This is a genomic window from Stenotrophomonas sp. NPDC078853 (assembly GCF_044901215.1).
GTDB lineage: Bacteria > Pseudomonadota > Gammaproteobacteria > Xanthomonadales > Xanthomonadaceae > Stenotrophomonas > Stenotrophomonas lacuserhaii.
Window position 1 is genome coordinate 446,180 of sequence record NZ_JBJDOQ010000001.1, and the last position, 23,265, is coordinate 469,444.

At 66.1% G+C, this 23,265-nt stretch carries 21 protein-coding genes; 16 read left to right on the plus strand and 5 right to left on the minus strand.

Annotated elements, in window-relative coordinates:
* Window positions 1-52 precede the first annotated feature (52 nt).
* Window positions 53-742 carry a capsule biosynthesis GfcC family protein gene (locus tag ACI2JH_RS02045; RefSeq protein WP_404735277.1) on the plus strand — a complete coding sequence of 230 codons (690 nt, stop codon included), beginning with the start codon at window positions 53-55 and terminating at the stop codon, window positions 740-742.
* Window positions 742-2,949: a YjbH domain-containing protein gene (locus ACI2JH_RS02050; protein ID WP_404735278.1), complete on the plus strand. Its 2,208-nt coding sequence runs from the start codon at window positions 742-744 to the stop codon at window positions 2,947-2,949. The genes ACI2JH_RS02045 and ACI2JH_RS02050 overlap by 1 nt, the downstream gene beginning before the upstream one ends.
* Window positions 2,950-3,000: 51 nt before the next feature.
* On the opposite strand, the gene ACI2JH_RS02055 is transcribed toward ACI2JH_RS02050, so the two are convergent.
* The gene (locus ACI2JH_RS02055; protein ID WP_182655657.1) at window positions 3,001-3,435 is read right to left on the minus strand and encodes a low molecular weight protein-tyrosine-phosphatase; all 435 of its coding nucleotides are present in this window, start codon (window positions 3,433-3,435) and stop codon (window positions 3,001-3,003) included.
* A gap of 69 nt (window positions 3,436-3,504) precedes the next feature.
* Entirely contained in the window at window positions 3,505-4,932 is a 1,428-nt protein-coding gene (locus ACI2JH_RS02060) for an undecaprenyl-phosphate glucose phosphotransferase (RefSeq protein WP_404735279.1), read from the minus strand.
* A 363-nt stretch (window positions 4,933-5,295) separates the two neighbouring features.
* Here ACI2JH_RS02060 and galE point away from each other — a divergent pair, with 363 nt between their 5' ends.
* From galE to ACI2JH_RS02100, 8 genes are all read left to right on the plus strand, one after another.
* Window positions 5,296-6,297, plus strand: a complete 1,002-nt coding sequence (galE, locus tag ACI2JH_RS02065; RefSeq protein ID WP_404735280.1) for a UDP-glucose 4-epimerase GalE — start codon at window positions 5,296-5,298, stop codon at window positions 6,295-6,297.
* A 284-nt stretch (window positions 6,298-6,581) separates the two neighbouring features.
* Window positions 6,582-8,114, plus strand: a complete 1,533-nt coding sequence (locus ACI2JH_RS02070; protein WP_191768053.1) for an aldehyde dehydrogenase family protein — start codon at window positions 6,582-6,584, stop codon at window positions 8,112-8,114.
* 31 nt (window positions 8,115-8,145) lie between these two features.
* Entirely contained in the window at window positions 8,146-8,928 is a 783-nt protein-coding gene (locus ACI2JH_RS02075; RefSeq protein ID WP_404735281.1) for an SDR family NAD(P)-dependent oxidoreductase, read from the plus strand.
* 46 nt (window positions 8,929-8,974) lie between these two features.
* The gene (locus tag ACI2JH_RS02080) at window positions 8,975-9,259 is read left to right on the plus strand and encodes a DUF4190 domain-containing protein (protein WP_042612490.1); all 285 of its coding nucleotides are present in this window, start codon (window positions 8,975-8,977) and stop codon (window positions 9,257-9,259) included.
* A 7-nt stretch (window positions 9,260-9,266) separates the two neighbouring features.
* A complete protein-coding gene (locus ACI2JH_RS02085; protein WP_191768049.1) occupies window positions 9,267-10,037 on the plus strand; it encodes a class I SAM-dependent methyltransferase in 771 nt (256 codons plus the stop codon).
* A gap of 7 nt (window positions 10,038-10,044) precedes the next feature.
* Window positions 10,045-11,100 (plus strand): quinone-dependent dihydroorotate dehydrogenase, encoded by a 1,056-nt coding sequence (locus ACI2JH_RS02090; protein WP_101099061.1) that lies wholly within the window; start codon window positions 10,045-10,047, stop codon window positions 11,098-11,100.
* Window positions 11,100-12,143 (plus strand): UDP-N-acetylmuramate dehydrogenase, encoded by a 1,044-nt coding sequence (gene murB, locus ACI2JH_RS02095; protein WP_404735282.1) that lies wholly within the window; start codon window positions 11,100-11,102, stop codon window positions 12,141-12,143. The genes ACI2JH_RS02090 and murB overlap by 1 nt, the downstream gene beginning before the upstream one ends.
* 32 nt (window positions 12,144-12,175) lie before the next feature.
* Window positions 12,176-13,063: a DMT family transporter gene (locus tag ACI2JH_RS02100; protein ID WP_182655810.1), complete on the plus strand. Its 888-nt coding sequence runs from the start codon at window positions 12,176-12,178 to the stop codon at window positions 13,061-13,063.
* A gap of 21 nt (window positions 13,064-13,084) precedes the next feature.
* On the opposite strand, the gene ACI2JH_RS02105 is transcribed toward ACI2JH_RS02100, so the two are convergent.
* Window positions 13,085-13,918, minus strand: coding sequence for a hypothetical protein (locus ACI2JH_RS02105; RefSeq protein ID WP_404735283.1), 834 nt, complete (start codon window positions 13,916-13,918; stop codon window positions 13,085-13,087).
* A 405-nt stretch (window positions 13,919-14,323) separates the two neighbouring features.
* Here ACI2JH_RS02105 and ACI2JH_RS02110 point away from each other — a divergent pair, with 405 nt between their 5' ends.
* The 6 genes from ACI2JH_RS02110 (at window position 14,324) to ACI2JH_RS02135 (ending at window position 20,979) form a co-directional block, all read left to right on the plus strand.
* Window positions 14,324-17,446, plus strand: a complete 3,123-nt coding sequence (locus ACI2JH_RS02110; RefSeq protein ID WP_404735284.1) for a discoidin domain-containing protein — start codon at window positions 14,324-14,326, stop codon at window positions 17,444-17,446.
* 206 nt (window positions 17,447-17,652) lie between these two features.
* Entirely contained in the window at window positions 17,653-19,095 is a 1,443-nt protein-coding gene (locus ACI2JH_RS02115; protein WP_404735285.1) for a tyrosinase family protein, read from the plus strand.
* A 293-nt stretch (window positions 19,096-19,388) separates the two neighbouring features.
* Complete coding sequence (locus ACI2JH_RS02120; RefSeq protein WP_404735286.1) at window positions 19,389-19,571, plus strand: hypothetical protein; 183 nt, start codon at window positions 19,389-19,391, stop codon at window positions 19,569-19,571.
* A 167-nt stretch (window positions 19,572-19,738) separates the two neighbouring features.
* A complete protein-coding gene (locus ACI2JH_RS02125; RefSeq protein ID WP_404735287.1) occupies window positions 19,739-20,194 on the plus strand; it encodes an SRPBCC domain-containing protein in 456 nt (151 codons plus the stop codon).
* 9 nt (window positions 20,195-20,203) lie between these two features.
* Window positions 20,204-20,518, plus strand: a complete 315-nt coding sequence (locus tag ACI2JH_RS02130; protein ID WP_042612481.1) for a helix-turn-helix transcriptional regulator — start codon at window positions 20,204-20,206, stop codon at window positions 20,516-20,518.
* Window positions 20,519-20,520: 2 nt separating this feature from the next.
* A complete protein-coding gene (locus ACI2JH_RS02135; protein WP_404735288.1) occupies window positions 20,521-20,979 on the plus strand; it encodes an SRPBCC family protein in 459 nt (152 codons plus the stop codon).
* Window positions 20,980-21,014: 35 nt separating this feature from the next.
* On the opposite strand, the gene ACI2JH_RS02140 is transcribed toward ACI2JH_RS02135, so the two are convergent.
* Both ACI2JH_RS02140 and guaA read right to left on the minus strand, forming a co-directional pair.
* A complete protein-coding gene (locus ACI2JH_RS02140; protein ID WP_182655643.1) occupies window positions 21,015-21,797 on the minus strand; it encodes a 3-hydroxybutyrate dehydrogenase in 783 nt (260 codons plus the stop codon).
* Between the two features lie 418 nt (window positions 21,798-22,215).
* On the minus strand, window positions 22,216-23,265 hold a 1,050-nt coding region (gene guaA / locus ACI2JH_RS02145), incomplete at its 5' end, for a glutamine-hydrolyzing GMP synthase (protein ID WP_404735289.1).

Sequence of the window (23,265 nt, forward strand, 5' to 3'; positions counted from 1 at the left end):
TGTACTCCTGGCCTGCTCTTCCTGCCTGTGGGCCGCATCACCGATCCCGGGTGTGTCCGAAGTCAGCGTGCAGGGCGCGGTCGAGGCAGCCGGCACCGTCCAAGTGCAGGCGGGTGGACGCATCTCCGACGTGCTCAACGCCGCGCGCCCCAGCGCTGCGGCCTACCTGCTCGGCAGCAGCCTGCAGCGCGAACAAGAAAGGCAGGACCAGCTGCGCCAGCGCGCCGGCCTGCTGCATACGCTGAGTCAGTTGCCGCAGCATGAAAACCTCGATGTGCGGGCAGCAGGCGAACTACTGCACGAGTGGCTGGAAGCACATCCGGCAACCGGCCGCGTGCGGCTGGTGCTGGACCGCCGCCTGATGCAGGTGCAGCCGCCCAACAATCCCGTCGCCAGGCAGGGAGACAGCATCATCATCCCGCTGCGCCCGCAGACCGTGCACGTCGTCGGCGCCGTGATCCAGCCCTGCACGCTGCCTCACCAGCCGCTGCAGGATGCAAAGGCCTACCTGGCGCACTGCCCTGTTTCCGGTGCCGCAGATCCGGACACGCTGTACGTCGTGCAGCCGGACGGGCTGGTGCAGGCCTTGGGCATCGCGGCGTGGAACCGTGCCGATCCGCAGCCCGTGGCCGCCGGCGGCACGATCTACGTGCCAGTGCGCGAGTCGGCGATGAAGCACATCGACACCTCCTTCAACGAAGACTTTGCTTCGTTCATCGCCACGCAACCTGTCGATCCTTGATGACCGTTTCCGCAAAACCCCTGCCCGCCCGTGGGCCCGCCACCCTCGCCGTGAGCCTGCTGGCGATGTGCCTGTCCACCGCGCTTCACGCGCAGCAGGCTCCACCGGTCACCGCGAGCGAATGGGGTGGCAGCGGGCTGCTGCAGACCCCCACTGCGCGCATGAACACCGCGGGCGACATCGCCTTCACCGCGTCGCACAACTCTCCCTACAGCCGCTACAACGTCACGTTGCAGCCGTTCAGCTGGCTTGAAGGAACGTTCCGCTACATCAACGTGTCCAATATCCGTTATGGACCGAACATTGCCGGCGACCAGAACTACAAGGACAAGTCGATCGATTTCAAGCTGCGTCTGTGGCAGGAATCGCGCTGGATGCCGGACGTAGCGTTCGGCGTGCGCGACATCGGCGGCACCGGCTTCTTCTCCAGTGAATACCTGGTGGCCAGCAAGAACTTCGGCCCCGTCGACGCCTCGCTGGGCCTGGCGACCGGCTACCTGGGCAACCGTGGCGACTTCTCCAACCCGCTGGGCATCATCGATGACCGGTTCAAGGACCGTCGTCCGATCGCCACCAGCGCCATTGCCCAGGCCGGCAAGTTCGGCGTCAGCAACATGTTCCGCGGCCCGGTCGGCATCTTTGGTGGTCTTACCTACCAGACACCGTGGGATGCCTTGCTGGTGAAAGTGGAATACGACGGCAACGACTACAAGCGGGAACCGCGCAACAACAACCTGACCCAGCGCACGCCGATCAATGTCGGCCTCGTCTACGTTCCCAACCGCAATGTCGAGTTGACGGCGGCGTGGGAGCGCGGCGACGCGGCGATGTTCTCGCTTACGCTGCGCGGCAATCCCGGCGGCGCATCCGCGGCGCCCAAGCCGTTTGATCCCCCGCCGATCAACCCGGCCGCAGCCGCCGCGCAGGGCGCCAAGGCCGCCCAGGCCCCTGCCCTGGCGTTGGCCGCCGACGGGCCTGAAACCGGCGCTTCCGGTGGGGTGGAGCCCGACTGGGCAACCGTTTCATCGCAGCTGCGCGACAACGCCGGCTTCCGCGTGGACCAGATTTCCCGCCGTGGCAGCGAACTGTTCGTCGACGGCTACCAGGTGCGTTACTTCAGTCCGGCCAAGGGCCTCGGTCGGGCAGGCCGCATCCTGTCCAGTACGACGGGCGAGGATTACGATTGGTACACCCTGCGCACCACCCGACTGGGCATGCCGATCGTGGATATGTCGGTCAAGCGTGATGCGCTGTTGGGCAACCTGGACGGCACGGTCGAGGACGATGTCCTGCGGCGCAGCACTGATCTGCAGGCACCTGCCGAAGTGGACCGCGAGGTGCTCTACCGCGCCCCGCACAGCCCGTACGGCGGCGGCTTCAGCCTGGGTTACCGGCAGAATCTCGGTGGCCCGGACGGCTTCATCCTGTACCAGGTCGCGGCGAACTATTCGGGCAGCTTCTTCTTCCGCCCGGACATCTGGCTGACCGGGACGGTGAGCGCGGACCTGTTGAACAACTACGACAAGTTCAAGTACAACGCGCCCAGCCGGCTGCCGCGCGTGCGTACCGACCTGCGTCGCTACATGGTCGACAATGACGTGACCCTGCCCAACCTGCAGCTCAACCTCGCCCACCGCTTCGGTCGCGATGTCTACGGCATGGCGTACGCCGGCTACCTGGAATGGATGTATGCCGGCGTCGGCGGTGAGCTGCTGTACCGCCCGATGGACCAGCCCTGGGCTGTCGGGGTGAACATCAACCGCGTGCAGCAGCGCGACTTCGACCAGCACTGGGGCCTGCGCGATTACCGCATGACCACCGGCCATGCCACGCTGTACTACGCCTTTGATGCACGCGAACGCATCGTCGGCTCGATGTCGGTCGGCCGCTACCTGGCCGGCGACTATGGCGCCACGGTGAACATCGCGCGCGTGTTCGACAACGGCGTGACCATGGGCGCGTACGCGACCAAGACCGATGTGTCGGCCGCGGACTTCGGCGAAGGCAGCTTCGACAAGGGGCTCTACTTCAGCATCCCGTTCGACCACGTCCTGCCCCGCTCCACCCGCGCGCGTGCGGCAATCAACTGGAACCCGCTGATCCGCGACGGTGGCGCGATGCTGTCACGCAAGTACTCGCTGTACAACGTAACCAGCGAGCGCGACGAGCGCTTCTTCTATGACAACCTGAAGTCGATCACCGACTGACCGGGTGACGTGCCGGGCAGGGTCGGCACTGCCGCGGCACACCCACGCGCGCTACAGGTACTTGACCCAGCTCTGCACGCCTTCGGCCATCAGCTTGTACACATGCTCGAAGGCGGCGCGCTGCTGACGATACGGATCGGGAATCTCACGGTCCTGCTGCCACTTGCCCAGCAGGAAGGTCTTTCCCGAGGCTTCCGGTGCGATCTCGGTGATGCGGCGGACGTGCTTGCGTTCCATCGTCAATACCAGATCAGCCTGCCCGAGGATGCTGCCACTGATCTGCCGGCCACGGTGGCTGCTGCCATCGAGCCCGTGCTCGAGCAGCAATGCCTGTGCCGTGGGATCGACGCCATGGTCGACCAGCGCCCCCAGCCCCGCAGAAGACACCTCGATGCCCTTGCCGGCCACCAGGTCGCGCAGCATGACCTCCGCCGAAGGGCTGCGGCAGATGTTTCCCACGCATACGAAAAGAATATTCTTGAACACAACCGGTTCCTGTCGCCATCAACGCACAGGGTAGCGCAGCGGCCGGCCAGGATGCATCAGCAAGCCGGCCTAGTAAGCCGACTTCTGCCCCAACACCTTGAACGCCGTCAACGCGATGATGCGCACGTCCAGCGTCGGACTCCATCGACGAATGTAGTCGATGTCGTACTGCACGCGCTTCTTCATCGAGCGCAGCTCCGGCGTTTCGCCACGCAACCCATGCACCTGGGCCCACCCGGTAATGCCCGGCTTGACGTAATGACGGTGCATGTAACGCCCGATCAGCTTTTCATAGTGGTTGTTGTGCTGGATCGCGTGCGGGCGCGGCCCAACCACCGACATGCTGCCGCCGAGCACATTGAAGAACTGCGGCAGCTCATCCAGGCTGCTGCGGCGCAGGAAGGAACCAAAGCGGGTGATGCGCGGATCGTGGCGGGTTGCCTGGGTGATGGTATCCGGGGTCTCGGCATGCACGCGCATGGAGCGGAATTTCAACATCCAGAATTCCTTTCCGCCGAGCCCATGCCGGCGCTGGCGGAACAGGACCGGGCCCGGCGAACTCAGCTTCACGCCGACCGCCAGCACCGCGAACACAGGCGCCAGCAACACCACCGCGATGCCGGCCACCAGCAGGTCCTCGATCCGCTTCACCAGCCTGAAATGCTGGTCCGGCAAGCCCTGCCGCACACCGATCATCGGCACGTTGCCGACCAGATGGACACCCGGGTTGAGCGTGCCGTAACCACTGATGTCCGGAATGATGCGGACCGGCACCGGAAAGCGCTCGATCTTCTTCAGCATGTCCTTGATCTGCGGGCCGCTGCCCATCTGCAGGGACACCCATACCTGGTCAAATTCGCCGCGATGCAGGTCCATGTACTGCGGCAGGTCTTCAATCCCCCCGAGGAAGCGCGGAACGTCGGCGCGGCGGCGGGTTGGAATATCGCCGGGGCTGGAGAAGTAACCGATGACCTCCTTGCCCATTTCCGGTTTGCCCCGCAGCAGTCGGTGCAGCTTCAGCGATGGCGCGCGGAGGCCTACGAGTAGTACGCGCTCGCGATCCAGCCCGCGTGCCCGCAGACGATGCAATTGCACCCGCAACCCGACGCGGGTGGTGGTCATCGCCGCCAGCCCCATCGCGTACCAGCCGACCAACCATGTGGTGGGCACCGAGTCGGTCATGTCCACCAGCACGGCATACGTGGAGAAAAGGCCGAAGACCGCTGTCCAGGCCAGCAGCAGGAACCAAAGGTCGGCCAGCAGGCCGCGGGCACGCCACTGGCGATACATCGGCGCCACGGAGAAACACACCATCGTGCTCAGCAGGACCGCGCCGAAGACCACGCGCTGCGAAGCGGAAGGCGCCACGAAGCCAAAGCGGACAAGATGGGAGACGACCGCTGCGCCCGGAATGGACAGCAGATCAGCGAGCCGGAGAACCAGCTCCAGTGCAGCGCGCGCCTCGACCCGGCGCGGCTGCGGATGCGCTGGCGCCAAACCCTCTACGGATCCATGTAGCACGTCGGTCTTTCCTTCTTCGGCGTCTGCCCGCACAACATACTCCAGCGCACCGGCCTCCCCTGCCAGCACAGTTACGTTTGATGATCGCTTTGGGCGTCAATAAGTGACGTAAATGTACCAGACTTGGCGTGTACCAGATCGCAGCAGATTGGTGAACTGGGTCACATCTACCATCGAAACGACCATCGTGGCGCCAGATAATTGACACGCATCACTCTAAAGTGACGCGGCACGTCACGTGCCGCCTGCCGAATCGGATCGTTCGCGATCCGCCCCTGCTAGCATGGGCGGCTCGCACGCGGAGGCCCAGGCGTGGCCCGCAACTTCGATAGGCAACCCATGAAAAACGTCCTCATCTGCGGCGGAGCCGGCTACATCGGCAGTCATATGTCGCACTGGCTCCAGGATCAGGGCCACCAAGTCACTGTGCTGGACAACCTCTCCACCGGCCACCGCGGCGCAGTGCACTGGGGCGAGTTCATCCACGCAGATCTGCTCGACCCCGGCGCACTGGATCAGGCATTGAAGGGACGCCGCTTCGATGCGGTCATTCATTTCTGCGCACGTTCGCTGGTCGGGGAGTCGGTCCGACAGCCCAACGCCTACTATCGCAACAATGTCACCGGCACCATCAACCTGCTTGAGGCGATGCAGCGGCATGACGTCCAACGCATCGTGTTTTCCTCCACCGCAGCCATTTTCGGCAACCCCGTCGCAGACCTCATCGACGAAGAGCATCCCAAGGCCCCCATCAACCCCTACGGCGCCAGCAAGCTGATGGCCGAGCGGATTCTTGCCGATGCGGCCACCGCCTACGGCCTGCGCTCGGTGTCGCTGCGCTACTTCAACGCCGCCGGCGCCCTGCCCGACCAGGGCATCGGCGAAGCGCACCTGTGCGAGACCCACCTGATCCCGAATGTGCTGAAGGCCGCCTTGGGCGATGGTCCGGCGCTGAAGGTGTTCGGCGACGATTACCCGACCCCGGATGGCACCTGTGTGCGGGATTACGTGCACGTGCAGGACCTTGCCCAGGCGCATGCGCTGGCCCTGGGCTTCATGGAAGCCAATGACGGGGCGCATGCCTTCAACCTGGGTAACGGCCGGGGCTTCTCTGTGCGCGAAGTCATCGCGACGGCGGCCGAGGTGTCCGGCAAGCCGGTGCCGTTCGAGGTGGCGCCGCGCCGCGACGGCGACCCGGCCAGCCTGGTGGCATCCAGTGAGAAGGCGCGGGCGCAACTGGGCTGGGTACCGCGCTGGACCGAGCTGGCGCCGATCATTGAAAGCGCGTGGCGTTGGCACCGCGATCAACCGGACTGGTCCAGGCAAGACCACACCAGCTAGCGCCGAGCCACGTTCGGCGAGCGCAGCGGCGGGAGGACCGCCGACGGCAACAGCGTGACGACCAACGGTCGTCACCCACCGGGCCCGGGCCCCACCAGCCGCGCGCTCCACCAGCCAACGCCCAGCGGCGCCCGCCGAGCATGGCTCGGCCCCACCGGGGACGCCCCGCCCCACCGCAGCGCACCATGCCCTCGCCGGCCCCTCTGCTACCATCTCCGGCTCAGTGCGCCGCTGCCCGCAGGGCCCGCGGCCGCCCCAATACAACGCGAAAAGAGGGAGTCTGCATGTCTGCCAAGCTGCTCAAGGCCTTGGGCCTGGATGCGATCAACGCCGGTACCTATCTGGGCAACGGCGAGTGGTCCACCGCCACCGGCGGCGAGCTGATCACCCCGGTCAACCCGACCACCGGTGAAGCCATCGCCCAGGTCCGCGCCACCACCGCCGACGAATACGAAACCGTGATCGCGCGGGCGCAGGAAGCCTTCAAGACCTGGCGCACCACCCCGGCCCCGCGCCGTGGCGAAGCGGTGCGACTGTGCGGCCAAGCCCTGCGCGCCAACAAGGATGCGCTGGGTTCGCTGGTCGCCCTGGAAATGGGCAAGAGCAAGCCGGAAGGCGACGGCGAAGTGCAGGAAATGATCGACATCGCCGACTTCGCCGTGGGCCAGAGCCGCATGCTGTATGGCTACACCATGCACTCGGAGCGTCCGGGCCACCGGATGTACGAGCAGTACCAGCCACTGGGCCTGGTCGGCATCATCAGCGCGTTCAACTTCCCGGTCGCGGTGTGGGCGTGGAATGCGTTCCTGGCCACCGTCTGCGGCGACATCTGCCTGTGGAAGCCGTCCAACAAGACCCCGCTGACCGCGATCGCCTCCATGCGCATCTGCAATGAAGCGCTGCGCGAAGCCGGCTTCCCGGACCTGTTCTTCCTGATCAACGATGCCGGCACCGCGCTGTCGGAAAAGATGGTGGCCGACAAGCGCGTGCCGCTGATCAGCTTCACCGGTTCGACCCAGGTCGGCCGTACCGTCGCCGAGAAGGTCGCCCACCGCCTGGGCCGCTGCCTGCTGGAACTGGGCGGCAACAACGCGATCATCCTGGACGAAACCGCCGACCTGAAGCTGGCGATCCCGGGCATCGTGTTCGGTGCGGTCGGCACCGCCGGCCAGCGCTGCACCACCACCCGCCGGCTGATCGTGCACGAATCCATCCATGACGACGTGCTGGCCACGCTGGTCAAGGCGTACAAGCAGGTGGAAGGCAAGATCGGCGATCCGACCGACCCGGCCAACCTGATGGGCCCGCTCAACAGCGACGGCGCCGTGCAGCAGTTCCTGGCATCCATCGAAAAGGCCAAGGCCAGCGGCGGCACCGTGCAGACCGGCGGTACCCGCATCGACCGCGCCGGCAACTTCGTGCTGCCGGCCATCGTCACCGGCCTGAAGAACAGCGATGAAGTCGTGCAGCACGAAACCTTCGCCCCGATCCTGTACGTGATGAAGTACAGCACCCTGGACGAAGCGATCGAGATGCAGAACGGCGTGCCGCAGGGCCTGTCCTCATCGATCTTCACCACCAACCTGAAGGTGGCCGAGCGCTTCCTGTCCGCGGCCGGCAGTGACTGCGGCATTGCCAACGTCAACATCGGCACCTCGGGCGCGGAAATCGGTGGCGCTTTCGGTGGCGAGAAGGACACCGGCGGTGGTCGCGAATCCGGTTCGGATGCCTGGAAGGTCTACATGCGCCGGCAGACCAACACCATCAACTATTCGGATTCGTTGCCGCTGGCCCAGGGCATCAAGTTCGACCTGTGATGGTGACCGGCCCGGCGGCCTTGGCAGCACCATGAACGCACCCCGCAATCCCGCCGAGCATGGCTCGGCGCTACCGGGCCGCCGCGTCCTCATTGCCGGGGGCAGCAAGGGCATCGGACGCTGCATCGCGCTGGCCTTCGCCGGCGCAGGTGCATCGGTGTCGGTCTGCGCGCGTGGCCAGCAGGGCCTGGATGACCTGGCACGCGATGCCTTGGACCAGGGCACGCCGTTGCACACCCACGCTGCCGATCTGTCCAATCTGGAGCAGATCGGTGGGTGGCTGCAGCACGCCGCCGAAGCCCTCGGCGGCATCGACGTATTGGTCAACAACGCGACCGGCTATGGCATGGCCGACGACGAAGACGGCTGGGCCGCCAGCCTGCAGGTGGACCTGATGGCAGCGGTGCGGGCCTCGCGGCTGGCCCTGCCCTGGCTGCGCGCATCCACTGATGCCTGCATCCTCAACCTGTCGTCCATCGCCGCCCAGCAACCGCGTCCCGGCGCTGCGCCGTACGCGGCGGCCAAGGCCGCGCTATCGCATTACACGACCAGCCAGGCGCTGGCGCTGGCGCCGCACCGGATCCGGGTCAACGCCATCGCGCCGGGCTCGATCGAATTCGAAGATGGCCTGTGGGATCGACGCCGCGTGGACGATCCGGACCTGTACCACGGCACCCTGGCGAAGATTCCGTTCGGCCGCTTCGGCCGGCCCGAAGAGATCGCCCATGCCGCGCTGTTCCTGTGCTCGCCGCTGGCGGGTTGGATCACCGGTCACGTGCTCAATGTCGATGGTGGGCAGGTATTGATGGGCTAATGGAGGCACAACCTCTATCATGACCGGGTCTTTAGGGAGGACCCGCATGAGCGTGCCTAACCGTCATACCAGTGGACTGGCCGTCGCCAGCCTGGTCCTGGGGATCTGCAGCTGGACCGTGCTGCCCTTCATCGCCAGCCTCGGGGCGATCATCACCGGGCACATGGCCCGCGCCGAGATCCGCCGCCGCCCGCACGAGCTCGATGGCGACGGACTGGCCATCGGCGGCCTGATCCTGGGCTGGCTGATGGTGCTGGGCGCGGTGCTGGCCATCGGCGCCTTCCTCGCCTTCTTCGGCGGCCTGGCCTGGCTGGCCCACGTTTCGTCATGAGGTGGGCATGAGCACTCCGGAATCCGCCTCGCGCTTCTCCAACCGCGTCGAAGACTACGTGCGCTTCCGCCCCGGTTACCCGCCCGCCCTGCTGCGGTGGCTGCACGACGAACAGGGCGTGCCGCGCGAGGCGCTGGTGGCCGACATCGGTGCCGGCACCGGCATTTCCAGCCAGATCCTGCTGGCCGCTGGCCATCCGCTGATCGCGGTGGAACCCAACGCGGCCATGCGTGCGGCGGCCGAACAGTGGCTGGGCACGGAGTACCCCCGCTTCCGCGCCGCCGACGGCACCGCCGAGGCGACCGGCCTGGCCGATGCCAGCATCGGGTTGGTCAGCGCCGCGCAGGCCTTCCACTGGTTCGATACGGACGCCGTGCGCGGCGAGTGGAAACGCATCCTGGCCCCGGGCGGGCGCGTGCTGGTGTTCTGGAACTCGCGCCTGCTGGACGCCTCCCCGTTCCTGCGTGGCTACGAGCAGCTGCTGCTGGAATTCGGCACCGACTACAGCGCCGTGGCCGAGCGTTACCAGACCGATGAGCAGATGCGCGAGTGGTTCGCCGGCGGCCTGCAGGCCATCGGCTATTTCCCCAACGTGCAGATGCTGGACTTCGATGCCCTGAAGGGCCGCCTGCTGTCCTCTTCATACGCCCCCACAGCCGGCCAACCGAAGCATGACGCCATGCTGGCGGCGCTGCGCACGCTGTTCGACCAGCATGCCATCGACGGCAACGTTGCTTTTGAATACCAAACCCGTGCCTTCCTCGGCACGCTGGACTGATCTGCCCATGTACTCGCTTGCACGCCCCTTCCTGTTCTCCCTCGATGCCGAACGCGCTCACGGCCTGGGCCTGGCCGCGCTGGATACGGCCTACCGCTTCGGCACTACGCCGCTGGTGGCGCCGCGTATCGCGCCGCTGCCCACGCCCGCGTTCGGCTTGACCTTCCCCAACCCGGTCGGCCTGGCGGCGGGACTGGACAAGAACGGCGCGCATATAGATGCCCTGTTCGCACTCGGCTTCGGCTCGGTGGAGATCGGCACCATCACCCCGCGCCCGCAGGCGGGCAACCCCAAGCCGCGGCTGTTCCGGCTGCCGGACCATGGCGCCATCATCAACCGCATGGGCTTCAACAACGCAGGCGTGGATGCACTGGTGCGCAACGTCGAAGCAGCGCGTGACCGCCGTGGCCTGCTCGGCATCAACATCGGCAAGAACAAGGACACCCCCAACGAGCAGGCGCTGGACGATTACCTCGCCTGCCTGGACAAGGTGTACCCGCTGGCAGACTACATCACGGTCAACATCTCTTCGCCCAATACCGCCGGCCTGCGCGAACTGCAGGAAGAAAACGCGCTGCGCCAGCTGGTTGCCGGCCTGCGCGAGCGCCAGGAACAACTGGCCAGCATGCACGGCAAGCGCGTGCCGATGCTGGTCAAGGTGGCGCCGGATCTCAACGAGCGCGATATCGATGCTGCCGCGCGCGTGCTCGCCGAGCTGCAGGTGGACGGGGTGATCGCCACCAACACCACCATTGATCGCAGCCACATCGCGGGCGACGCGCTGGCCAACGAAGCCGGCGGTCTGTCCGGCGCACCCCTGCTGGACCAGTCCACGCTGGTGCTGCGCCGCCTGCGCGCGCGGCTGCCGGAAAGCATGCCGCTGGTTGGCGTGGGCGGCATCAGCTCCGGTGCCGACGCGGTGGCCAAGATGGCCGCCGGTGCCGCGCTGGTGCAGCTTTACAGCGGTCTGGTGTTCCGTGGCCCATCGCTGGTGTCCGAGTGCGTGGAGGCGATCCGCCGCCGCCGCGAAGCGCCCAGCCGCGGTGCGGTGGGAGGCCTGTGATGGCGAACACCGGCTGGACCCTCACCGAAAACGCCTCGTTGCTGGCGCTCAACACCTTCCACGTGCAGGCGCAGGCCGCGCAGCTGCTGGAAATCCAGGACTCCGCCACCCTGCCCGATGCCTTGGCCTTGCCGGCCGTTGCCGAAAGCCCGTTGCTGGTGCTGGGCAGCGGCAGCAACGTGCTGCTGGCCGGCGACGTGGAGGGCACCGTGCTGGTGTTCGCCAACCAGGGGATCGATATTCTGGAACACCGTGCCGATTACACCGTGGTGCACGCCGCAGCCGGGGTGAACTGGCACAAGCTGGTGCTGTGGTCACTGCAGCACGGCCTGTCCGGACTGGAAAACCTGGCGCTTATTCCCGGCACCGTGGGGGCATCGCCGATCCAGAACATCGGCGCCTACGGCGTCCAGGTCGGTGAGTTCATCCAGGCCGTCGAAGCCTGGGATCGCCAGATCGGCCAATGGGTGCGGCTGGACAATGAACAGTGCGCCTTCGGCTACCGCGACAGCGTGTTCAAGCAGCAGCCGGACCGTTACCTGATCACGGCCGTGGAGCTGCGCCTGCCGTTGCTGCACGAACTGCGCATGGACTACGCCGGCATCGCCGAGGAACTGCAGGCGCAGGGCGTGGAAACGCCAAGCGCGGTGGACGTGGCCAACGCGGTGATCGCCATCCGCAGCCGCAAGCTGCCTGATCCGGAGGTGCTGGGCAATGCAGGCAGCTTCTTCAAGAATCCGATCCTCGGCGTGGACCAGGTCGAGGTCCTGTTGCAGTCCTTCCCGGAGCTTCCGGTGTATCCGGCAGAGCGCGAGGACCAGCGCAAGGTATCGGCCGCCTGGATGATCGAACACTGCGGCTGGAAGGGCTTCCGCGACGGCGATGCCGGTGTCGCACCCAGCCACGCGCTGGTGCTGGTGAACTACGGCAGTGCCAGCGGCGCAGAGCTTCTGGCACTGGCCAGGCGCATCTCCGCCTCCGTGCTGGAAACCTTCGCGGTAGCGATTGAACCGGAACCGCGGCTGATCGGCGCGCAGTGGTGACCCCCGCGCTGTCCAGTACCGGCGCGCCGCCGATGCGCGCGGCCTGGCTGATGCTGGGCAGCACGTTGTCATTCGGCTTCATGGCCCTTGCCATCCGCTACGCCACCGCCTACGTGCCGACCCAGGAAGTCGCCTTCTTCCGCAATGCGTTCGGCCTGGTGGCGCTGCTGCCGATGCTGCTGCGCCCGGGCCGTGCCCCGCTGAAGACCCAGCAGTTGCCGCGCTATTTCCTGCGCAGCGCGATCGGTCTGGCCTCGATGCTGTGCGCGTTCTGGGCGCTGGGCCATCTGCCGATGGCGCAGGCGGTCTCCCTGTCCTACTCAACACCGCTGTTCGTCACCATCGCCGCGGTGCTGTGGCTGGGTGAAACGGTGCGCGTGCGGCGCTGGGCCGCAGTGATCATCGGCTTCATCGGCGTACTGGTGATCGTGCGGCCGGGCACCGGCAGCTTCAGCGCCGGCAGCCTGATGGCGGTGGCCGCGGCCGTGCTCAGCTCGGTGGTCGCCATCCAGATCAAGCAGCTCACGCGCGTGGACAGCGCCGACACGGTGGTGTTCTACACCTACGTGTTCTGGGTACCGCTGTCGCTGGTACCGGCGCTGTTCGTCTGGCAATGGCCCACCGGCATCGCGTGGGTGTGGCTGGCGCTGACCGGCGTGATGGGCACGCTGGGGCAATTGCTGTGGACGCGCGCGTTGCGGCTTGGAGAAGTCTCCGCCCTGACCCCGATCAGCTTCATGCAGTTGCCGCTGGTCAGCGTGATGGCCTGGCTGCTGTTCGGCGAAGCGCTGGATCGTTGGACAGTCATCGGTGCGCTGATCATTCTCGGTTCCAACGCCTACATCGCCCACCGGGAAGCCGTACTGGCGCGACGCGCAAAAAGCGAGGCCGTCAGCGCAGCGGCCAAGCCGGGCGAATAGTCCCCCGCCGCGCGCGATGGATCAGCCGGCCCCGGCCTGCCATAACGTATCTTCCTGCAGCAGCCGGGCCCGCTCGGATTCCAACAGGCCATTCAGGCGCCGCAGCGCCTGCCGGCGTACCGCAACCGGGTGCACCGCCGCCTGCGGCCCCAGCAGCAGCTGCTGGGTTTCCACGAGGTGCCTCAGCACGCGCTGGTGGCGATAGGCCTCGTTGCATACCCGCGATGCGGCACCGCCCGCAGGGGTCGGGCCCACTACCGACGCATGCCGGGCAAGCGCATCGTGCAGCGCTTCGGCACGCGCGTGCATGGTGGCGATGTGCTGGCGGTTGCTCAGCCACGTGTCGACGAACGCCTGTCCCGGGATATCCGTTGCCGTCGGCAGGCCGGCCGGCTGCGCGAGCCAGCTGCCCACCCGTTCCAGCGCGCGTCCGTCGGCGCACTCCCAGGCGTGCGGTCTGCAGGAGGGGGCCGGCTCAACCCGATCCGGTTGCGGCGGCGTTGCGCCGCCCTGCCCGTCCTGCGCGGCAGGCACTTCGCTCAGCATCCAATGCCGACCCCAGCGGGTCGCGCCCGGGGGCCATGCGTCGTGGCCAGCCTGACGGCGTGCGGGCGCTGCCTCAAGCCGCCACTGTCGTCCCGCGACATCGACGACGTCGAACCTCGCCGTCACGTCTTCACTCCCGCTGGACTGTCGCCGTACGCTCGCTGCGACGACGCCGAACGCACGGGCCAACATCTCCGTTGCGTGGACGATCGGCACCTGGTTCATGAGGAATCCGCCATAGGACTGGTCTGAATCCGCACTATCCCAGAAGCGGAAAAACGGGATGTAGAAACAGCCCTCGGGCGACATCGTGGGTCGCTCCCGGCCCGATGGACCGGCTCACCGACAAGCCATTTACGACACACACGGCTCAGGATCGTCGAGAGGTGCGGGCTATGGCCTGACTTCAACCGAACGCTGGACGACCGAGCCCGCGCAGGATGCGGTGTCGGCGACACCCCGGCTACCAGAAATCGCTCGCACGCACGCGTGGACATACGGCGCAATCTGGCGCGTTCAGCCAGCGGTCCGCGCAATCCCCTGCGAGCCTTCTCTCGACACCCGCTCACGCGGACCGCCTGCCACCCCCGGCCCCTTTCCTGATCCGCTTTGGGCCGGGACCGCAGCGTACCGCAGCGCGTCGTGTAAGCGCTTCCACTGCCTGTTAGCGTCTGCTCACCCCGTGGGGTTTCAAATGCGCCGAGGAGCGGAAAAATGATGCTGCATGCCGGTAACAGGAAGACGATCCGAGCTGTGATGGCGGGCGTGGCACGCCTGCTGTTGCTGCCCACCCTTGCATGGGCCGGGATCTGCAGCGCGCAGGAACTGGCGCCGCGCAGCCAATGGCAGGCCAGCAGTTCCTCGCAGCAGGTGGCGACGATGGCAATCGGCCACCTGATCGACAACGATCCAAAGACCGTCACTGGCGGCGCCTTCAGCCCAGGACACTGGTTCCAGATCGATGTAGGCCGGCCGGCACTGCTCGGCGGCGTCCGCATCACCTGGGATGTCTCCAATCCGGAGGGCTATACCCTGCAGACTTCGCTGGATGGCAAGCAGTGGGACGTGGCTTACACAATGGGCGATTCGCTGGGCGGCATCGAGACCCTGTTCTTCGGCCCGCGCCGGGCCCGCTACCTGCGCGTGGCGAGCCCCGAACGCACCTCGGACTGGGGCGTATCGATTCTTGAAATGGAACCGCTGGATACCCGCGACAGCGCGCGCGTGGCGGGGCTTGCGGCCGCCCCGTCCGCCGCACTCTGGCAGGGCGGCAGCGCGGTGACGATTCCCAGCGACGCCCAAGGCCGGCATGTGCTGGCCATCGGCCTGCCCCGCGCACTGGCCACCGCTGGCCTGGTGGTGGACTGGGCAGACAGCGTGCACGGCGCCGCCCAGCTGGAGGTGCAGGACGCAGACGGCAAGTGGACCCTGTTGGCCCGCGACCCGCAGGCGGGCAGCCGACAGCAGAGCTGGCTGGCTGGCAACGCCGCGGTGGATGCGCACAGCCTGCGACTGCGGGTGGAGGGCGACGCACCGTCGGTCCAGCGCATCCGCCTGCTCGGACCGGCTGCGGTGATGACCCCGATGAAGCGTTACCAGGTCGCCGCCAGCGGCGCCCAGCGTGCGCTGGCCCCGGCCTCGCTGCTACTGCAGCAGACCTACTGGACGGCAGTAGGTGTGCACGCAGGCGTGCAGAAATCGATCTTCGATGAGTACGGCAACATCGAAGCGTTCAAGGGGGCTCCGTTGGTGCAACCGATCTGGCGCGCTGACGGCGGCGCCGCCACGGGCGCCACGGGGCAACCGGTACGCCACGCACTGCGCGATGGCTGGAAGCCGATGCCCTCGGCGTCCTGGCTGCCGCAGCCAGGCCTGGAACTGCGCAGCGAAGCGTTCGCCATTGAACTCGGCGGGCAGCCGGTGACGCTGGTGCGTCATCGCCTGCACAACACCGGCACGAGCGCGATCAACGGCACGCTGACACTCGCCGTGCGCCCGATGCAGATGAACCCACCGTGGCAGAACGGCGGCCTGTCGCCCATCCGCGAGATCGCCGTGGAGGGACGGACAGTCAGCGTGAATGGCCGCCGCCTGCTGCAATCCCTCACCGCGGTGGACGAAGCCGGCGCGGCACCGTTCGGCGCGGATGGCAGCAGCGAAATCAGTGCGGCCATTGCCGGCGGCCGGCTGCCCCACGCGCAGAGCGCGCAGGATGCCGATGGCCTCGCCGCAGCCGCCCTCGCCTACCGCGTGGCGTTGAAGCCCGGCGCATCCAGTTCCGTCGTGGTCGCCTTCCCATTGGGCACCGCGCCAGCGGCCGCCGATGGCAGCCTGCCGCAGGCGCCACCGCTGCAGTTCGCCGACGCCGCCAAGGAGCCCGACGCCCGCTTCGATGCACTTGCCGCACGCGCATCCGCTGACTGGCAGGCGCGGCTCGGCCAGGTCGGCCTGCGGCTGCCGGACAATTCGCTGGTGGACATGCTGCGCGCGCAGGCTGCGTACATGCTGATCAACCAGACCGGCCCGGCGATGCAGCCCGGCCCGCGCAACTACAACCGCTCGTTCATCCGCGATGGCATGGCCACGTCGGCGGTGCTGCTGCGCATGGGCGAAGCTTCGGTGGCACGCGATTACCTGGCCTGGTACAGCGCGCATGGCGTGCATGCCAACGGCCTGGTCTCGCCGATCCTCAACAACGACGGCAGCGTCAACACCGGCTTCGGCTCGGATATCGAATACGACAGCCAGGGCCAGTACATCAGCCTGGTCGCCGACGTGGCGCGACTGGATGGCGGCCCGGAATCGGTGCGCACCTACCTGCCCCAGGTAAAGGCGGCGATGCGTTTCCTGCAGGAGCTGCGCGAGCGCACGCTGGTGCCGGGCTACATGGCCGGCCACCCTGCGTCGGAGCGTTTCGCCGGCATCCTGGCCCCGTCGATCAGCCACGAAGGCTATCCCGCGCCCACCCACAGTTACTGGGATGACTACTGGGGCATCAAGGGCTGGCACGACGGTGCATGGCTGGCCGAGTCACTGGGTGACCCGGAAACCGCCGCCTGGGCGCGCGAACAGGGCCGCCTGCTGCATGACGCGGTGGCCGCCTCGATCCGCGCCACGATGGCGTGGAAAGGCATCGACTTCATTCCGTCTTCGGCCGACCTGGGTGATGGCGATCCGACCGGTGTTTCGATCGCACTCGACCCCACCGGCGCGCAGGACGTGCTGCCCGATGCCGCGCTGCGCACCACCTTCGCGCGTTACCTGGACGATGTGCGCAAACGCGCGCAGCCCGGCGCGCTGTATGCCTATACGCCCTACGAAATCCGCAACGTGCTCAGTTATGTGCACCTCGGCCAGCCCGAGGCGGCCAACGAACTGCTGATCGGCCTGCTGCACGACCGACGTCCGCTGGAATGGCAGGTACTGGCCGAAGTGGTGCACTCGCGGTTGCGCTTTCCGCGCTACCTGGGCGACATGCCGCACACGTGGATCGGCGCGGAATATGGCCGCACCCTGTTCGGGATGCTGATGCGCGAGGACGACGATGCGCTGTCGCTGCTGCCCGGCACCCCGGCCTCGTGGCTTGCGGGTGATGGCCTGTCGGTGGAACGCCTGCCGACCGCCTCTGGCACGTTGAAGCTGGACGCGCGGCAGCGCGACGGCGTGCTGACGGTGACGCTGGGCGAAGGGCTGCATGCAGGAACCGCCGTGCGGATGTGGTGGCCCAGCCGCGTGCGGCCGCGCGAGGTGCGCGTGGACGGACGCCGCGTTGACGCATTCGATGCCGATGGCGTGTTGCTGCCACGCGCGTTCAAGCACCTGGAAGCGCGCTGGTAGACCACTGGCCGTGGAGGGACAGACGTTAACGAGCCTGCGGATTGTCGCCGCCGGACAGCGAGTGCAGCGGCGCGCCGACCCCATGCGCGGCCGTGCATGGTCCGACGTAAATCCCGGCTTGATGCCACCGGTGCCGTAACCTTGAATCGACCTTGCGGGGGGTATTACGGCCCTTCCAAGGAGAGAACGTGCTTAACCGAAGATCGATGATGGTGGGAACCGCTTCCGCGCTGGCCGTGGCAAGCGGACTGGCAGGCTCGAAAGGTGCCTCGGCACAACAGAACCTCAGGGTGCGCCGCAATATCGCGAACATGTCCCTGGACGACCCTGACCTCGTCGCATACAGGTCATTTGTTGAACAAATGCGTGGCCGCAACCAGTCCAATGCGACCAGTTGGATCAAGTTCGCCGACATCCATGGCGGTTCCTTCAGCTTCAACCACTGCCAGCACGGCAACTGGTACTTCCTGCCCTGGCACCGGGCGTATCTGGACATGTACGAGAAAGCCGTCATCGCGATGACCGGATACACCCGGTTCGCCATGCCCTACTGGGACTGGTCGACCCAGCGGACGTACCCGCCTGCATTTACCGCCCCGCTCTACAAAGGCAAGCCCAACCCCCTCTTCTCTCCCTTTGCTGGCGACGATATGCGCCAGGTAAGGAAGCCGGCTCCCAACCTCCCGACCGCCGAAACAGGACTGGACAAAGTACGCGGAGTGCTCAACGCCACCATCCTGGAGAACTTCGGCGGGGGCCGCCCGTTCGATGAAAGCGTCACGCCACCGCAGGCCCAGAACAACCTATCGCCTGCATGGCTGGGCCGGCGCGGCGCCATTTCAGAGCTGGAATCGGGTCCGCACAATTACGTCCACGATGAGGTGAACGGCTACATGGGTTTCCCCGCCGCCGCGCGTGACCCGCTGTTCTTCCTGCACCATGCCAACGTAGACCGGATCTGGGAGAACTGGATCCTGCAGGGGCATGTCAACACCACCGACCCGCTCTGGCTGGACATGGTGTTTCCCAATCATTTCCTGCGCCTGGATGGCCAGCGCTATAGCGTCCGGGTTGACAAGTTGCGGCGCCCTGCGGACCTGGGCTACAAGTACGATGACAGCCGGGTTACTGCGCGCGCCACGCGCAGCCAGACGCAGGCCAATGCGGATGAAACCCGCTTCAAGGCCCTGTTCAATCCCGCCGCGACCACCGTCATCCCCCGGGCACGTACCGGGAACATCGGCGCTGCGAAACCTTCCGCGCCGTTGAGCACTGTGCTCAGCGTCCCGTCGGCGTCAGCTTCCAGCGGCAACCGCGTCTTCGCCGTCCTGCGAGGCACCCGGGTCGGCATCAACCTGCACTCCGTGCGCGTCTTCATCAACCTGCCAACTGCCGGACCGCGCACGCCGACCACCGACCCGCACTACGTCACCTCGATCAACTTCTTCGGCAACAAGGCCCACCAGAGCATGGGCAGTCACGGGCATTGCTATTCCGTGGAGTTGACCAGCGCATTGAAGAAACTCGGTCAGAATGGTCTGCCAAGGCCTGGATCACTGACGCTGCAACTGGTGCCGATGCAGAGGGCCGGCAGCCCCGCCACCGACCTCGCCTTCGTGCCCGAGATGATCGACATAGGCGCGGTATAGCCACTGCATCGTGAAGCGTGACGCCCTGCCTGGTAGTGACGACCGCTGGTCGCCAAGGGAGCCCCTGCCATGGTGGGTGACGACCCACTCTGGTGGGTGACGACCGTTGGTCGTCACGCTCCCCCGCCCACCCCAAAAACGTGACGACCAACGGTCGTCACCCACCGAGCGCTTCTCCGCCCATCCGCCGACCATGCACGCTGACGTACCTTCCCCACTTCGCAACTATTCTCATCGACAGTGACGGCTGGGTTGGAGTCCACGCAGTAATCGGCGCAGAGTTTGGAGGGCCGATGGTGAACGGCCCGCAGGCGCGCGCCGCCCGGCTTGCAGCGTTTATCGATGACCGGCTGGGGATGGAGGCGTGCGATGAAGCCAGCCTTTCCCGCGCGCTGCTGCTTGTCGCGGAACAGGATGGAATGGACGAAGTGGCAAAGCGTGCGGCGTGGATCCGGCGACACTGCGGCGGCAGTTGAACGATGCCTTTCCGCTTTACGTGGTCACCTTGTTCCAGGTGACACGGGCGCTTGGGCTGCAGCTGCGGGTCGAAGCTGGGCCACCCCTCCCCATTTGACATGCAGGCATCTACCTGCCTATTGTGTCCGCACGGACGGCGCCCGCCGCCCATCGCGGAGGCGTTGTCATGGTGGATATCGCACACAGGGTCGGCATCAGGGCCCCCTCGGCCCAGGTCTACCAGGCCCTTGCCACGCCGGAAGGCATCGCAGCCTGGTGGGCCGAAGGCACCGCCGGCGATCGCCACGTGGGCGGCACGGTCACCGCCCGCTTCACCACCGATGGCGCGGAAATCGGCGCCATGCAGATGACGCTGCTGCAACTGCAGCCCAACGACCTGGTGCTGTGGGAGTTCATCGACGGCCCAGCGGAATGGCTCGGCACCACCGCGCGCTTCGCCCTGCACCAGGAAGGCGACTATTGCATCGTGCTGTTCAGCCACGAAGGCTGGAAAGAACGCGTGGAGTTCATGCACCACTGCAGTACCAAGTGGGCCATCTTCCTGATGAGCCTGAAGGCCCTGCTGGAAACCGGACATGGCCAGCCGAGCCCGCACGACGTCAAGATCGACAACTGGAACTGAAGATCGCCGATGGATGTAGACAGAGTATTCAAGGCCCTGGCCGACCCCACACGCAGGACGCTGCTGGACCTGCTGTGCGAGCGCAACGGGCAAACGCTGGGGCAGCTCTGCGAGCACCTGCAGATGGCCCGGCAATCGGTGACCCAGCACCTGGGCCTGCTGGAAGAGGCCAATCTGATCAGCACGGTCAGGCGCGGCCGCGAGAAACTGCACTTCATCAATCCGGTGCCGCTGCACGATGTCTATACGCGCTGGGTAAGCAAGTTCGAGCAGCAGCGCCTGAGCCTGCTGCATGACCTCAAACAGGAACTGGAAGGAGAATGACGATGACCGCAGAATCCACCCGTTTCATCCACGTCATCTACATCGCGACCACGCCGCAGAAAGTGTTCGAGGCCATCACCCGGCCGGAGATCGCACGCGCTTACTGGGGGCATGAAAACGTATCGGACTGGACGGCCGGTTCGCGCTGGCAGCATGTGCGCGCCAACGACGAACGCAAGGTGGAACTGGTCGGCGAGGTGGTGGAAAGTACCCCGCCCTCGCGGCTGGTCATCACCTGGGCGGCCGCCTCGCAGGCAGATGACCCCAAGGCATACAGCCGGGTGACGTTCGAGATCGTGCCGTATGAGGACATGGTCAAGCTGACGGTGACGCACGAAGATCTTGAAGTGGGCAGCGGGATGGATACCGGTATCCGCCAAGGCTGGCCGATCGTGTTGTCGAGCCTGAAATCGTTGTTGGAAACCGGCAAGGGGCTGGATGTGTTCGCCAAGCCCAGCTAAGCAGGCGCCGTGCAGCGGCGGGCACGGCCGGCCCGCTAGCGGGCTGTCCAGCCGCCATCCACCGGAAGCGCCGTGCCGGTCATCTGCGCGGCGGCGTCCGAGGCCAGGAAGACCACCATCGCGCCGATCTGCCCGGGCGTCACGAACTGCAGCGAGGGCTGCTTCTCGGCCAGCAACGCGCGAGCGGCGGACTCCTGGTCCGTTCCCTGCCGCTGCGCCAACGCGGTGATCTGTTGTTCGACCAGCGCCGTTCGCACCCAACCCGGACAGAGGGCATTGGCGGTGATGCCGGTGCCCGCGGTTTCCAACGCCGTCGCTTTGGTAAAGCCCACTACGCCATGCTTCGCGGCTACGTAAGCGGACTTGTTCACCGACGCAACCAGTCCATGCACCGACGCAATGTTGATGATGCGACCAGATCCCTGCTGCCTCATGTGGGGCAACGCCGCCGCTGTTGCGTGGAACACTGCGGATAAATTCAGGGCGAGGATCGCGTCCCACTTTTCGACGGGAAATTCCTCAATGGACGCGGTGTGCTGGATGCCTGCGTTGTTCACCAGGATGTCGATGCGCCCCATTCTGGAAACGGCATGGGCGATCATTTCCCGCACCGCCTCGCCACGCGACAGGTCGGCGCCATCATGTGCTACGCGCACACCGAATTCGGCTTCCAGGCTGGAACGGATTCTTTCGATTTCCCGCGCATCGCCGAATCCATTCAGGACGATGTCGGCGCCTTGCCGCGCAAGCGCGGTGGCGATACCAAGACCGATACCGCTGGTAGAGCCGGTGACCACCGCGACTTTTCCAGTGAACATGGGGAAGCTTCCGTCTGGCGTAGGTGGTGAGTGTAGCCGCCATGTAGATCCACGCCATGCGTGGATGTTTTCCCTCGACGGTTTTTCACCCCATTGAGCCGCTTGGCCTTGATAGGCAATGGCGCAGCATCGGGCCGACGCGCTGAGGCCGCAGCGTGGTCATGGCCTGCATCAGCGCATCGGTCCCAGACGCCGCTGATTGCCAAGCAAGGCCCCTCGCATCAAAAAGCCGCGCTGACAATCGCACCATCATGTTCTCCGGCAGCCGCTTCGGCACATCGGACCGCGAGCCGATCCATGCTTTGCACGAAATCCGGCGGTCTTGCCCGAACCTGATCGTCCTGAAAGTAACCAGCTTTACTCAGCACGGGCCAACCATAAACAACAAAGGCGCCTTTCGGCGCCTTTGTCGTTCAGCTCACTCCCACTCAATAGTCGCCGGCGGCTTCCCCGAGATGTCATAGACAACCCGCGATACCCCCCGCAGCTCATTGATGATCCTATTACTCACCGTACCCAGGAACTCATACGGCAGGTGCGCCCAGTGCGCCGTCATGAAGTCAATCGTCTCCACCGCACGCAGCGCGATCACCCACTCATACGCCCGCGCATCCCCCACCACGCCGACTGACTTCACCGGCAGGAACACAGCGAACGCCTGGCTGGTCTTGTCGTACAGATCCGCCTTGCGCAGTTCTTCAATGAAGATCGCATCGGCCTTGGCCAGCAGTTCGGCATACTCACGCTTCACTTCGCCCAGGATGCGCACGCCCAAGCCCGGGCCCGGGAACGGATGGCGGTAGACCATGCTGCGCGGCAGGCCGAGTTCAACACCCAGGCGGCGCACCTCGTCCTTGAACAGCTCGCGCAGCGGCTCCACCAGGCCCAGCTTCATGTGCTCCGGCAGCCCGCCCACGTTGTGGTGGCTCTTGATCACATGCGCCTTGCCGGTCTTGCTGCCGGCCGACTCGATCACGTCCGGGTAGATGGTGCCCTGCGCCAGCCACTTGGCATTGCTCAGCTTGTTGGACTCTTCGTCGAAGATGTCCACGAACAGGTTGCCGATGATCTTGCGCTTGGCTTCCGGATCGCTCACGCCTTCCAGCTTGGCGAAGTAACGGTCGGCCGCGTTCACGCGGATCACCTTGACGCCCATGTGCTCGGCGAACATCGCCATCACCTGGTCGCCTTCCTGCCAGCGCAGCAGGCCGGTGTCGACGAACACGCAGGTCAGCTTGTCACCGATCGCCTTGTGCAGCAGCGCCGCCACGACCGACGAATCGACGCCGCCGGACAGGCCCAGGATCACTTCGTCATCGCCGACCTGTTCGCGCACGCGGGCGATCTGGTCTTCGATGATGTTGGCGGCGGTCCACAGGGTTTCGCAGCCGCACACGTCCACCACGAAGCGGCGCAGCAGCGCCTGGCCCTGCTGGGTGTGAGTCACTTGCGGGTGGATCTGCTCGCC